This is a genomic window from Pseudomonas gorinensis (assembly GCF_042015035.1).
GTDB lineage: Bacteria > Pseudomonadota > Gammaproteobacteria > Pseudomonadales > Pseudomonadaceae > Aquipseudomonas > Aquipseudomonas gorinensis.
The window spans coordinates 6269281-6282015 of the sequence record NZ_CP167125.1 but is presented as its reverse complement, the minus strand read 5'-3'; the positions used below and the strand labels follow the sequence as shown (position 1 = coordinate 6282015).

Genomic DNA, 12735 nt, shown 5'->3' with positions numbered 1-12735 from the left:
GACCTGTCACATCGATGAGTGGCTCAGTGGCCGCGCCCTTGGAAGGAAACCCTGTTATGCGACTGAGTGCCAGCGCTATTGCGCTTGTTGTCGGACTGCTGGTCAATCACGTGGCATGCGCCGTTGAACTGCCCCAGCGCTGGGTGAGTGCCGGTGGGGCCTTGTCTGAGTGGGTCGTGGCCCTGGGCGGTGAATCGAAGTTGGTGGGCGTCGATACGACCAGCCAGCATCCGGCGTCCCTCAAGGCATTGCCAAGCATCGGCTATCAGCGGCAATTGTCGGCTGAAGGCATTCTCAGCCTGCGTCCGCAGATCCTGGTGGGCACTGAAGAGATGGGGCCGCCGCCGGTTCTGGCGCAGATTCGCGGTGCGGGTGTGCAGGTGGAGATGTTCTCGGCGCAACCGGATTTGCCTGCCTTGAAGGCTAACCTTGAGCACCTGGGCACGTTGCTGGGCACTGAGGCCAAGGGCCGCGAGTTGTTTGTCGCATACGAGCAGGCCCTTGGTCGGCAGAAAAGTTGGGTTGCCAAGGCGCAGGCCACGCAAAAGGCGCCGGGTGTGTTGCTGCTGCTCGGTAATGCGGGTGGCAAGCCGTTGATCGCCGGCAAGGACACTGCCGCTGATTGGATGCTGCGGCAGGCCGGTGGGCGCAACCTGGCAACCCATATTGGCTATAAGCCGTTTTCCGTGGAGTCGCTGGCGGGGCTGAGCCCGCAAGTGCTGGTGTTCGCTGATCGCGCCCTCAGCGGCGATGCGGCACGGGCTGCGCTGTTCAAGGAGAACCCGATACTGGCTTCCACCCCGGCGGCCAGGAATGGGCGGGTAATTGAGCTGGACCCGACGCTGCTGGTGGGCGGGCTCGGGCCGCGTTTACCGCAAAGCCTGTCGGCGTTGTCCGCCGGCTTCTATCCATCCCAGGCTAAACCGGCCCCATGACCACCCTGGTCAAGCCGCGAGCCCTGTTTATCGGGCTGGCGCTGCTGTGTGCACTGGCGATCTGGCTTTCATTGGCCCTGGGGCCGGTCAGCTTGCCCCTGTTGGATACGCTCAAGGCGGCGTTGCGCTTGGTAGGCGTGCCGATCGAGGCACAGGGATTGGAGCAGGCGGAGTTGATTCTGGGGCAAATTCGCTTGCCGCGGACGTTGCTGGGCCTGGCAGTGGGGGGCGTGCTGGCATTGTCAGGCGTGGCGATGCAGGGCTTGTTTCGCAACCCGTTGGCGGATCCGGGTTTGGTCGGGGTCTCCAGCGGTGCGGCGCTGGGGGCGGCCATCGCCATTGTCGGTGGTTCGTTCTTCGGCGGTTTGCCGGACGCGTTCGGCCCCTATCTATTATCGCTGTGTGCATTTCTCGGTGGGCTTGGCGTCACGGCGCTGGTCTACCGGCTGGGGCGGCGCAACGGCCAGACTAACGTCGCGACGATGCTGCTCGCCGGCATCGCGCTGACAGCCCTCGCCAGCTCGGCGGTGGGTTTGTTCACCTACCTGGCGGATGACGCCACCCTGCGGACCCTGACCTTCTGGAACCTCGGCAGTCTCAATGGCGCCAGCTACTCGCGCCTGTGGCCGTTGCTGCTGGTGAGCGCCGGTGTGGCGCTGTGGTTGCCGCGCCGGGCGAAGGCGTTGAATGCGCTGCTGCTTGGTGAGTCCGAAGCCAGTCACTTGGGCGTTGATGTAGAGCGCCTCAAGCGCGAATTGGTGTTTTGCACGGCCCTCGGCGTGGGAGCGGCCGTGGCGGCAGCGGGAATGATTGGGTTTGTCGGGCTGGTCGTGCCGCACTTGGTGCGATTGCTGGCGGGGCCGGATCATCGGGTGTTGTTGCCAGCCTCGATATTGGCAGGTGCGAGCCTGCTGCTGTTGGCGGATCTGGTCGCCCGCTTGGCGTTGGCGCCGGCTGAATTGCCGATCGGCATCGTGACGGCGTTTATTGGCGCGCCGTTCTTTCTTTATCTGTTATTGCGAGGGCGCGCCTGATGTTGCGGGTGGAGGCGCTGCAGATACGGCGTGGTCGCAAAATCGTGCTGGCGGACGTCAGCCTGGACCTGTTGCCGGGTCAGGTGCTCGGTGTGCTGGGGCCTAATGGTGCTGGCAAGAGCACATTGCTGGGGGCGTTGTGTGGTGAACTGCCGCCGGACCAGGGCAAGGTATGGCTGGATCAGCAGGAGCTGAAGGGCTGGAGCGGATCGCAGCGCGCCCAGCGCCTGGCGGTATTGCCGCAAAGTTCGACCTTGGACTTCGCCTTCCGCGTCGAAGAGGTGGTAGGCATGGGGCGCTTGCCCCATCAGACCGGACGGGTGCGTGATGAGGAGATTATCCAGGCAGCGCTGCTGGCCGCGGATGTCGGGCATTTGAGCGGCCGCAGCTACCTGGCCTTGTCGGGCGGCGAACGCCAGCGTGTGCATTTGGCGCGAGTCATGGCGCAATTATGGCCGGGCGAGGAGGGGCAGACGTTGTTGTTGGATGAGCCGACGTCGATGCTGGACCCCTTGCACCAACACACCACCTTGCAGGCGATACGGACATTCGCCGATCGGGGCGCGGCTGTGCTGGTGATTCTCCATGATCTGAATCTGGCGGCGCGTTACTGTGACCGGATCTTGTTGCTGTCCCAAGGACGTCCGCATGCACTGGACACGCCGGCACGGGTGATGCGACCTGAGCCGCTTAAAGCGGTATTCGGTTTGGATGTATTGGTGCAGCTCCACCCGGAGCGTGGGCATCCGTTGATTATCGCGCGTTGAAGTCCGGGTGGTTGTCAGCGCCTTTTCGCAGGCAAAAAAAGACCCGGCAAAAGCCGGGTCAAATAACCGTGATTAGCCTGATGAGGAGATAATCTGAGAGTCCGAACCAATGGTCTTTCAGTTATCGGCTGATCTCGCGACCAGTTGTGATAATCATAACGATTCTCATTTAAGAGTCAACATTTGTTTTTGCTGGCTCTCGTGCTTTTCTCAAACACGCGTTCGAAAAGCCTGTAGACACTGTATGGGCTTGCCGGTCTAATTTTTCTGGCGTGTGGAAATAGCGTCCAATTGACGGTTCAACGCTTCCTTGCGCTCGGCAGGGAGGTCGTTCCAGTGCACATCCATCAATGCCCCTTCGATTGCATACAGCAATACTTTGGATGCGCGGAACCCTCGGGTGCGTACCGCTCGATAAGCATCCACAGCTCCCAGGCGGCGCAAATCGGATGCGCTGTGGATACCCACCGCATGTAGCCACTGCGCCGACGTCTTGCCAAGGTTTTTAAGGTGTTGCAGCTCATCGTTCATCAAGCCTCCTTGCGACGGCCGAATGGTGCGGTGGGTATCGTGACCAGGCAAGTCTGAAAGGAGTGTAGCGTTCAGTAGGAAAAGCGTAGTTCTTTGGCCAGGAACGGCGCAAAAGCTTATAAGAATGGGGCGAGGTTTTTGACGGCGGGCAGGCGTGAAGCCCCGGCACGCTGTATGCGCAGCCGGGGTTGGGGCAGGGGATTACTTGGTGCGGTAGCGCAGGCGCGTGCCAAAGTTGACCGACATGAGGATCTCATCGGCAGTCAATTCAGGCGGAAAGTAGGTCCCCGAAATCTGCGCATGGGCCAGGCTGGCGCCCTCCAGTGAGCAGTCGCGCAAGTCCAGGCCGCGCAAGTCGGCAGATCGGAAGTACGCGTCGGTGAAATCTACCCCTGCGGCGTTCAGGTCACGCAGGTCCAAACCTCGGAAGTCGCCACCACGCATGTCGATAACGCCGTCTTTGGGACGTTCCTGATTGAAGCCTCGGATATCGTCTTTATGCAGGAGCGAGTAGAGCGGTGTATCGAGAAGCTTCGGCTGACTCATGATGTCGATACCTGTTGGATTTATGACGCCATTATAGTGCCACTATTCCCTGGTTGCGCGCCGAAGACGACGACGCAGCCAAGAATTTTTTCTTACAAACCCGGCAGGCGCTGACGGATGTGCGCTACCAATGCGTCCAGTGTCCCACTTTCATTGGTTTCGACGCGCTTGCTCAGGAGTAGCTCCTCGGCCGTGAGTGGGTCGCGATGGGCTTGCTGTTCTTCGATAACAGCCAGGGTGGCGTCGGAAGGGTCGTTTTTATCGGCCTGACGTTGAGCCAGCCAACTGGTGATGACGGCTTGTGGTGCGTTGCAGTCCAGGATCAGGAAGGGCGCGCCGGTCGCTTCGGCGACCTTGGCCGCGGCGTCGCGCTGGTCGCGCTTCAAGAAGGTGGCATCCAGCACCACCGGGAAGCCGGCCCGCAGGATGGTATCGGCCATCTCGTTCAGGCGCGCGTAGGTTTTTGCACTCGCATCGGCGGCATAGATGCCGGCCTGTGGGGTGTTTTCCACTTGTTGCTCGCCAAACAAGCGCTTGCGTTCCACGTCCGAGCGCAGGCGAATGGCACCCAGCGCTTCCACCAGGCGCATTGCTACATGGCTTTTGCCGACCGCTGACACGCCATGGGTAATGGCCAGGAAACGTGAGGGAATGGTGCTATAGCTTTCTGCCAGGTTGGCATAGTTGCGGTACTGGCGCAGGGTGGTGGCGCGGCGCACCGGGTCTGCTTCGCTTGGCATGCTGAACAGCGAAACCTTGGCGCGTACCAGTGCGCGGTACGCTTTATAGAAGTTCAGCACTTCAAGGCCGCGATAGTCGCCGGTCAGTTCCAGATACTGGCTGATAAAACGGCGCGCCAGGGATTTGAGGCCGCGGTCTTCCAAGTCCATGGCCAGGAAGGCGGTGTCGGCATACACATCGGTGAAGCGGAACGGCTCGTTGAACTCGATGCAGTCGAAGATCACCACATGGCCATCGATCAAGGTGGCGTTGCCGAGGTGGATATCACCGTGGCACTCGCGGGTGAAACCATCGAGCTTGCGTTGTGCAAGTAGTGGCTTGAGGCGCTCGAAGCTGCTTTCGGCCCAGGCTTGAAGGGCTTCAAGTTGCACCAGGTCGGCCTTGTCGCTGAGGAATGGGCGGATCTGTTCAAAGTTTTGCCGTACGGGCGCCATCACTTCGTCTTGGGTGCCGGCCGGGTGATCTTGGGGGACTTTGGGGGCCGTGAGATGAAAGTGCGCGATTTGCTTGGCCATTTCATCGATGTGCGCGCTGGTCAACTCGCCATTGGCTTGCAGGGTGCTGAGCAGCTGGCTCTGTGGGAACTGGCGCATTTTCAGCGCGTATTCGATCACCGGGCCTTCACCGCCCAATTGCGGTGCTTCGGCAGTGCCGGTAATTGGCAACACTTCAAGATACAAATCTTGGGTAAGGCGCTGGTTGAGGCGCAGCTCTTCCCGGCAGAAATGACCGCGATCCTTCAGGTCGGTGAAGTCCAGAAAGCCGAAGTTCATTGGCTTCTTCAGTTTGTAGGCGTAGGGGCCGGTCAGTATCACCCATGAAATATGGGTCTCGATGACTTGAAACGCTTCGACTGGATGGGGGTATAGGGCCGGGTTTTGCAGGGCGGTGATCAGGGACTGGCTCACGGGCGATCCTTCAGAGTCTTGGGAAATTCATGGCAGGCATTATGGCCGCTACGCACGGTCGTGCAAACCGCTGTCCGGCTCATGTTGATCATCAATAAAGTGCGTATAATCCGCCGCCATGACTCGATCCCGATCTCCCCGTTCCCGTAAAAAACCTCCTTCCCGCGGCCTGCGCCCATGGCTGGGCTGGGCGCTCAAGCTCAGCCTTGTGGGCCTCGTCGTGCTCGCCGGCTTCGCGGTATATCTCGACGCTGTGGTCCAGGAGAAATTCTCCGGCAAGCGTTGGACTATCCCGGCCAAGGTGTATGCCCGCCCCTTGGAGCTGTTCACCGGCCAGAAGCTGAGCAAGGATGACTTCCTTACCGAACTCGACGCCTTGGGCTACCGCCGCGAACCCGTGAGTAACGGGCCTGGCGCGGCAGCCGTCAGCGGTAACACTGTCGATTTGAATACCCGTGGCTTCCAGTTCTATGAGGGCCTGGAAAAAGCCCAGCCGGTGCGGGTGCGTTTTTCCGGCGACTATGTGGCCGAGCTGTCGTCACTCAATGGCTCCAAACTGCCGGTGGTTCGCCTGGAACCCCTGATGATCGGCGGGATTTACCCGAAGAACCTTGAAGATCGTATCCTGATCAAGCTTGATCAGGTGCCGCCGTACCTGCTGGAAACCCTGGTCGCTGTGGAGGACCGCGATTTCTACAGCCACTGGGGCGTCTCGCCGAAGTCGATTGCCCGTGCCATCTGGGTCAACACCTCCGGCGGCAAAATGACCCAGGGCGGCAGTACGCTGACCCAGCAGTTGGTGAAGAACTTCTACCTGACCAACGAGCGCAGCCTTACCCGCAAACTGACCGAAGCCATGATGGCGATGCTGCTGGAGCTGCACTACAGCAAGCAGGAAATCCTCGAGGCTTACCTCAACGAGGTATTCGTCGGCCAGGATGGTCAGCGCGCGGTGCACGGTTTCGGTCTGGCCAGCCAGTTCTTTTTCGGCCAGCCACTCTCCGAGCTGAAGCTGCATCAGGTTGCGTTGTTGGTGGGGATGGTCAAGGGGCCTTCCTACTACAACCCGCGTCGTAATCCTGAGCGTGCGCTCGAACGCCGCAACCTGGTGCTCGATGTATTGGAGCAGCAGGGCGTGGCCACGGCCGAACAAGTCGCCGCAGCGAAGAAAATGCCACTGGGTGTGACCACTCGCGGCAAGCTGGCCGACAGCTCCTTCCCTGGCTTTATCGACCTGGTCAAGCGTCAACTGCGTGAAGACTACCGCGACGAAGACTTGACCGAAGAGGGCCTGCGGATCTTCACCAGTTTCGATCCGATCCTGCAGATGAAGGCCGAAGCGTCGGTCAACGACACCTTCAAACGCCTGACAGGCCGTAAAGGCTCCGACGAAGTCGAAGCGGCCATGGTCGTGACTAACCCGGAAACCGGCGAAGTCCAGGCGATGATCGGCAGTCGCCAGGCCAGTTTCGCTGGTTTCAACCGCGCCCTCGATGCCGTGCGCCCCATCGGCTCGCTGGTCAAGCCGGCGGTCTACCTGACGGCGTTGGAAAAACCGAGCAAATACACGCTGACCAGTTGGCTGTCGGATGACCCGCTGTCTGTCAAAGGTGCCGATGGCCAGGTGTGGACGCCGCAGAACTTCGATCGCCGCTCCCATGGCACGATCTTCCTGTACCAGGGCTTGGCGCATTCCTACAACATTTCCACGTCGCGGCTGGGTCTTGAAGTGGGGGTGCCGAATGTTCTCAAGACACTGGCACGCCTGGGCATTACCCGTGAATTCCCGGCCTTCCCGTCGATGCTGCTGGGGGCCGGTGCGATGACGCCGATGGAAGTGGCGACCATGTACCAGACCCTCGCCAACGGTGGTTTCAATACGCCGATGCGCGGCATTCGCAGTGTGCTGACAGCCGAAGGCGAGCCGCTCAAGCGCTATCCATTCCAGATACAGCAGCGTTTCGATGCGGGCTCCATCTACCTGATCCAGAACGGTATGCAACGTGTGATGCGTGAAGGTACCGGCAGCTCTGTCTATAAAGTGCTGCCGTCGAACCTGACGCTGGCCGGCAAGACCGGTACCAGTAACGACTCCCGTGACAGCTGGTTCGCCGGTTTTGGCCAGGATGTGCTGGCCGTGGTGTGGCTGGGGCGTGATGATAATGGCAAGACGCCGTTTACTGGTGCGACCGGTGCGCTGCAAGTCTGGACCAGTTTCATGCGCAAGGCTGATCCGCTGCCGCTGAATATGCCGCAGCCGGACAATATCGTGCAGGCCTGGATTGATCCGCATACCGGCCAGGGCTCCGATGCCAACTGTCCGGGCGCGGTGCAGATGCCGTATATTCGCGGCAGCGAACCACCACCCGGTGCTGCGTGCGGTGGCAGTGCCCCTGCTGACGCGGAATCGGTGATGGATTGGGTCAAGGGCTGGATGAATTAAGCAAAGAGGGTTTCAAGTGAACAAGTGGTGGATTCCAGCTATTACAGCTCTGGCTTTGCTCGGCGGCTGCTCCAGCGTGCAGCGCGGTTCCATTCCCGTGGTGGACTCGAGCACGGCCGTTTCCAATAACGACCGGATCTCGGCCAATGGCGGGTTCCGTCAGACCGTGACCAAGCGCCCGGTACAAGCCGCAACCCAGGCCGTCCCACAGGATTCGGGCGTGGTGGTGATGGTGCCAGGTGCCGGCGCGGCAACGGCGGCACCGATCAGCGCGGAACCTTGGACGCCTGGCCCAAGTACGTCGGGGCCGATTGATTCCACGCCGATCCAAACGGCACCGATCAACCAAGGCACCTACAACATGCCTTCGACGCCAAGCGGTATTCCGTCGTCCTCGAGCGCCGGCGGCCTGTCCGCTGACGAGCAACTGGATGGCCCGGTGCTGGCGTTGCTGACCACCGCGCAACAGCAACAGGCCGGTGGCGACCTGAATGGCGCATCGTCGAGCCTCGAGCGTGCCCAGCGCGTAGCGCCACGCGAACCGCAAGTGCTGTATCGCCTGGCCCAGGTACGCATGGCCCAGGGCGATGCACCGCAAGCCGAGCAGTTCGCCCGTCGTGGCCTCACCCTGGCGAACGGTCGTCCTGACCTGCAAGCCAGCCTGTGGGCCTTGATCGGTGATGCTCGTGCCGCACAAGGTGATGCTGCCGGCGCTGCGCAGGCTCGGCAAAAAGCCAAGGTCAGCCTCTGATGGATGCGCGTTTTCCAGCAATTGCCGAACAGTTATTGCTGATTGAGCGCGAATTGCGCACGCAGGGATGGTGGGACGAAAAGTCCCCCAGTGCTGAGGCTCTGAGCAGTGTCGAGCCCTTTTCGGTGGATACGCTGGACTTTCACCAGTGGCTGCAATGGATCTTCCTGGTGCGCATGAAGCAGATCCTCGAGCAGGATCTGCCATTGCCCAATGCATCAGGGATCCTGGAGATGGCGGAGATGGTTTACGCCGATCGCCCGCTTGAGAGCCTTGGCTTGCGCAATGCGCTGAAAAAGTTCGACCAATTGATCGTCGACGCTCGTTAATTGCATGGCTGCCGGCTTTTCCGGCAGTCTTGCGCACATTTCTACCGCTTGACGACATTCAGGCGAGTTTTATCCCTCCTCAAAGGCCTTTCTTCTGCGTTCTCATGCGCTTAGTTGGAAAAAAGCGCAATTATTGCTTGACTTGAAGGGCCTGAAACAGAAGAATCCAAAGTCCGCTGTATCGGGACTGCCAGAAGCAGGCCCGCTCAGCAGATCATGAGGCGCACATCCGCGCCGACCTGTTACACCCGCAACGCGTTACCTCGCGCTGGGTGGGAAAAGCCCGCAACACTTGGGACGATCCCAATACTTGCTCAGTCAGTGCTGACGTAGTCGGCGACCACCGTCGCTCATGCTCTGTTGAGAAGTAAACCTATTAAGACCCGTCGGTTTTCAACGGACGGTATTCTGGCGTTTTAGAGGTGAACAACGTGGAGCTTTTATCTGGCGGTGAGATGCTCGTCCGCTTTTTGCGTGACGAAGGCGTCGACTATATCTACGGGTACCCAGGTGGTGCTCTGCTGCATGTCTACGACGCACTGTTCAAGGAGCCGGCTGTTACCCACATCCTGGTCCGCCACGAACAGGCTGCGACCCATATGGCTGACGGTTATGCCCGTGCCACCGGTAAAGCCGGCGTGGTACTGGTCACGTCCGGCCCAGGCGCAACCAATGCCATTACCGGCATTGCGACTGCTTATATGGACTCCATCCCGATGGTGATCATTTCCGGCCAGGTCGCTAGCACCATGGTTGGTACCGATGCATTCCAGGAAACCGACATGATCGGTATCTCCCGGCCGATCGTGAAACACAGCTTCATGATCAAGCATGCCTCGGAAATCCCGGAAGTCATGAAGAAGGCCTTCTACCTCGCGCAGTCCGGTCGCCCGGGTCCTGTGGTGGTCGATATCCCGAAAGACATGACCAACCCGGCTGAGAAATTCGAATACGTATTCCCCAAGAAAGCCAAGCTGCGCTCCTACAGCCCGGCTGTTCGTGGGCACTCGGGGCAAATTCGCAAGGCGGCAGAAATGCTCCTGGCGGCCAAGCGCCCTGTGCTTTACTCGGGCGGTGGCGTGATCCTGGGCGGCGGTTCTGCACCGCTGACCGAACTGGCCAAGCTGCTTAACCTGCCGGTCACCAACACCCTGATGGGCCTCGGCGCATTCCCGGGAACGGACCGTCAGTTCGTCGGTATGCTCGGCATGCACGGCAGCTACACCGCCAACCTTGCCATGCACCACGCCGACGTGATCCTGGCCGTGGGCGCGCGGTTTGATGACCGTGTGATCAATGGCGCGAGCAAATTTTGCCCGAACGCCAAGATCATCCATATCGACATCGATCCGGCGTCCATCTCCAAGACCATCAAGGCCGACGTGCCGATTGTGGGACCTGTAGAGAGCGTGTTGACCGAAATGGTCGCCGCGCTCAAGGACATCGGCGAAACGCCAAACAAGGAGTCGGTTGCCAGCTGGTGGAAGCAGATCGACGAATGGCGCGGTGATCGCGGCTTGTTCCCTTACGACAAGGGCGACGGCAGCATCATCAAGCCACAAACCGTGATCGAGACCCTGTGCGAAGTGACCAAGGGCGACGCCTTTGTGACCTCCGATGTGGGCCAGCACCAGATGTTCGCCGCGCAGTACTACAAGTTCGACAAGCCCAATCGTTGGATCAACTCCGGTGGCCTGGGCACGATGGGCTTTGGTTTTCCTGCGGCCATGGGTGTGAAATTGAGCTTCCCGGAGACTGACGTCGCGTGCGTCACCGGTGAAGGCAGTATCCAGATGAACATTCAGGAACTGTCGACGTGCCTGCAGTATGGTCTTCCGGTGAAGATTGTCTGCCTGAACAACGGCGTGCTGGGCATGGTTCGTCAGTGGCAGGACATGAGTTACAACAGCCGTCACTCCCATTCCTACATGGAATCGCTGCCGGATTTTGTCAAATTGGTTGAAGCCTATGGCCACGTCGGCATGCGCATCACTGACTTGAAAGATCTGAAGCCGAAAATGGAAGAGGCGTTCGCCATGAAAGATCGTCTGGTGTTCATCGATATTCAGGTGGATACCAGTGAGCACGTCTACCCGATGCAGATCAAAGACGGCTCTATGCGCGACATGTGGCTGAACAAGACGGAGCGTACTTAATCATGCGGCATATTATCTCCCTGCTTCTGGAGAACGAACCCGGCGCTCTGTCTCGTGTTGTCGGTCTGTTTTCGCAACGCAACTACAACATCGAAAGCCTGACCGTGGCGCCGACCGAGGACCCGACCCTGTCGCGCCTGACGTTGACCACCGTTGGCCACGATGAGGTGATCGAGCAGATCACCAAGAACCTCAACAAGCTGATCGAAGTGGTCAAGCTGGTCGACCTGTCGGAAAGTGCCCACATCGAGCGCGAGCTGATGCTGGTTAAAGTCAAGGCTACGGGTGCTCAACGTGCCGAGATCAAGCGGACTACCGATATTTATCGCGGGCAGATCGTCGATGTGAGCGCCAGCGTTTATACCGTTCAACTGACCGGTACGAGCGACAAACTGGATAGCTTCATCCAGTCGATCGGGACGGCCTCGATTCTGGAAACCGTACGCAGTGGTGTCACCGGGATTGCCCGTGGCGACAAAGTACTCAGCATCTAACCCAAATTAGTGAATGGCCTCACGGCCTGGATATATAGAGGAACCTCATGAAAGTTTATTACGATAAAGATTGTGACCTGTCGATCATCCAGGGCAAGAAAGTCGCCATCATTGGCTACGGTTCCCAAGGTCACGCCCAGGCGTGCAACCTGAAAGATTCCGGCGTTGACGTGACTGTTGGCCTGCGTAAAGGCTCGGCCACTGTTGCCAAGGCTGAAGCCCACGGCCTGAAAGTGACCGACGTTGCTTCCGCTGTTGCGGCTGCCGACCTGGTCATGATCCTGACCCCGGACGAGTTCCAGTCCGCGCTGTACAAGAACGAAATCGAGCCGAACATCAAGAAGGGCGCCACCCTGGCCTTCTCCCACGGCTTCGCGATTCACTACAACCAAGTCGTGCCACGCGCCGACCTGGACGTGATCATGATCGCGCCGAAAGCACCGGGTCACACTGTGCGTTCCGAGTTCGTCAAAGGTGGCGGTATCCCTGACCTGATCGCTATCTACCAGGACGCCTCGGGCAACGCCAAAAACGTTGCGCTGTCCTACGCTGCTGGCGTGGGTGGCGGTCGTACCGGCATCATCGAAACCACTTTCAAGGACGAGACTGAAACCGACCTGTTCGGCGAACAAGCCGTTCTGTGCGGCGGTACCGTTGAGCTGGTCAAGGCCGGTTTCGAGACGCTGGTTGAAGCTGGCTACGCGCCGGAAATGGCCTACTTCGAATGCCTGCACGAACTGAAGCTGATCGTTGACCTCATGTACGAAGGCGGTATCGCCAACATGAACTACTCGATCTCCAACAACGCTGAGTACGGCGAATACGTGACTGGCCCGGAAGTGATTAACGCCGAGTCCCGTCAGGCTATGCGTAACGCCCTGAAACGTATTCAGGACGGCGAATACGCCAAAATGTTCATCAGCGAAGGTGCCACCGGCTACCCTTCGATGACCGCCAAGCGTCGTAACAATGCCGCTCACGGTATTGAAGTCATCGGCGAGCAACTGCGCTCCATGATGCCGTGGATCGGTGCCAACAAGATCGTCGACAAAGCCAAGAACTAAGTCGTACGCATCAAGGGAAAACGCGGCTTAGGCCGC

General features: G+C 59.5%; 12 protein-coding genes. 9 read left to right on the top strand and 3 right to left on the bottom strand.

Annotated elements, in window-relative coordinates:
- Positions 1–56: 56 nt before the first annotated feature.
- From AB7933_RS28750 to AB7933_RS28740, 3 genes are read left to right on the top strand one after another with little or no spacing between them, the layout of a single operon-like run.
- Positions 57–935, top strand: a complete 879-nt coding sequence (locus AB7933_RS28750; RefSeq protein ID WP_024077415.1) for a heme/hemin ABC transporter substrate-binding protein — start codon at positions 57–59, stop codon at positions 933–935.
- On the top strand, positions 932–1969 hold the full coding sequence (locus AB7933_RS28745) for a FecCD family ABC transporter permease (protein ID WP_024077414.1): 1038 nt from the start codon (positions 932–934) through the stop codon (positions 1967–1969). The genes AB7933_RS28750 and AB7933_RS28745 overlap by 4 nt, the downstream gene beginning before the upstream one ends.
- Entirely contained in the window at positions 1969–2736 is a 768-nt protein-coding gene (locus tag AB7933_RS28740; protein WP_024077413.1) for a heme ABC transporter ATP-binding protein, read from the top strand. The genes AB7933_RS28745 and AB7933_RS28740 overlap by 1 nt, the downstream gene beginning before the upstream one ends.
- Before the next feature lie 258 nt (positions 2737–2994).
- Here AB7933_RS28740 and AB7933_RS28735 read toward each other — a convergent pair whose 3' ends face one another.
- From AB7933_RS28735 to AB7933_RS28725, 3 genes are all read right to left on the bottom strand, one after another.
- Complete coding sequence (locus AB7933_RS28735) at positions 2995–3267, bottom strand: TfoX/Sxy family protein (RefSeq protein ID WP_024077412.1); 273 nt, start codon at positions 3265–3267, stop codon at positions 2995–2997.
- 201 nt (positions 3268–3468) lie between these two features.
- A complete protein-coding gene (locus tag AB7933_RS28730) occupies positions 3469–3813 on the bottom strand; it encodes a pentapeptide repeat-containing protein (RefSeq protein ID WP_024077411.1) in 345 nt (114 codons plus the stop codon).
- Between the two features lie 92 nt (positions 3814–3905).
- Positions 3906–5462: an AAA family ATPase gene (locus tag AB7933_RS28725; protein ID WP_024077410.1), complete on the bottom strand. Its 1557-nt coding sequence runs from the start codon at positions 5460–5462 to the stop codon at positions 3906–3908.
- Positions 5463–5580: 118 nt separating this feature from the next.
- Between AB7933_RS28725 and mrcB the strand changes: the two genes are divergently transcribed.
- The 6 genes from mrcB (at position 5581) to ilvC (ending at position 12699) form a co-directional block, all read left to right on the top strand.
- Positions 5581–7905, top strand: a complete 2325-nt coding sequence (mrcB, locus tag AB7933_RS28720) for a penicillin-binding protein 1B (protein WP_024077409.1) — start codon at positions 5581–5583, stop codon at positions 7903–7905.
- 16 nt (positions 7906–7921) lie between these two features.
- A complete protein-coding gene (locus AB7933_RS28715) occupies positions 7922–8656 on the top strand; it encodes a tetratricopeptide repeat protein (protein ID WP_024077408.1) in 735 nt (244 codons plus the stop codon).
- On the top strand, positions 8656–8985 hold the full coding sequence (locus AB7933_RS28710) for a YqcC family protein (protein WP_024077407.1): 330 nt from the start codon (positions 8656–8658) through the stop codon (positions 8983–8985). The genes AB7933_RS28715 and AB7933_RS28710 overlap by 1 nt, the downstream gene beginning before the upstream one ends.
- A gap of 431 nt (positions 8986–9416) precedes the next feature.
- On the top strand, positions 9417–11141 hold the full coding sequence (locus tag AB7933_RS28705; protein ID WP_041161297.1) for an acetolactate synthase 3 large subunit: 1725 nt from the start codon (positions 9417–9419) through the stop codon (positions 11139–11141).
- 2 nt (positions 11142–11143) lie between these two features.
- On the top strand, positions 11144–11635 hold the full coding sequence (ilvN, locus tag AB7933_RS28700; protein ID WP_003176102.1) for an acetolactate synthase small subunit: 492 nt from the start codon (positions 11144–11146) through the stop codon (positions 11633–11635).
- A 47-nt stretch (positions 11636–11682) separates the two neighbouring features.
- A complete protein-coding gene (gene ilvC, locus AB7933_RS28695; protein ID WP_003176099.1) occupies positions 11683–12699 on the top strand; it encodes a ketol-acid reductoisomerase in 1017 nt (338 codons plus the stop codon).
- Positions 12700–12735 lie beyond the last annotated feature (36 nt).

Bases quoted from the DNA above. Each gene is read 5' to 3' on its own strand.
- AB7933_RS28745 (WP_024077414.1), top strand. From the start codon at position 932: ATGACCACCCTGGTCAAGCCGCGAGCCCTGTTTATCGGGCTGGCGCTG.
- mrcB (WP_024077409.1), top strand. From the start codon at position 5,581: ATGACTCGATCCCGATCTCCCCGTTCCCGTAAAAAACCTCCTTCCCGC.
- AB7933_RS28750 (WP_024077415.1), top strand. From the start codon at position 57: ATGCGACTGAGTGCCAGCGCTATTGCGCTTGTTGTCGGACTGCTGGTC.
- ilvN (WP_003176102.1), top strand. From the start codon at position 11,144: ATGCGGCATATTATCTCCCTGCTTCTGGAGAACGAACCCGGCGCTCTG.
- ilvC (WP_003176099.1), top strand. From the start codon at position 11,683: ATGAAAGTTTATTACGATAAAGATTGTGACCTGTCGATCATCCAGGGC.
- AB7933_RS28710 (WP_024077407.1), top strand. From the start codon at position 8,656: ATGGATGCGCGTTTTCCAGCAATTGCCGAACAGTTATTGCTGATTGAG.
- AB7933_RS28730 (WP_024077411.1), bottom strand. From the start codon at position 3,813: ATGAGTCAGCCGAAGCTTCTCGATACACCGCTCTACTCGCTCCTGCAT.
- AB7933_RS28740 (WP_024077413.1), top strand. From the start codon at position 1,969: ATGTTGCGGGTGGAGGCGCTGCAGATACGGCGTGGTCGCAAAATCGTG.
- AB7933_RS28735 (WP_024077412.1), bottom strand. From the start codon at position 3,267: ATGAACGATGAGCTGCAACACCTTAAAAACCTTGGCAAGACGTCGGCG.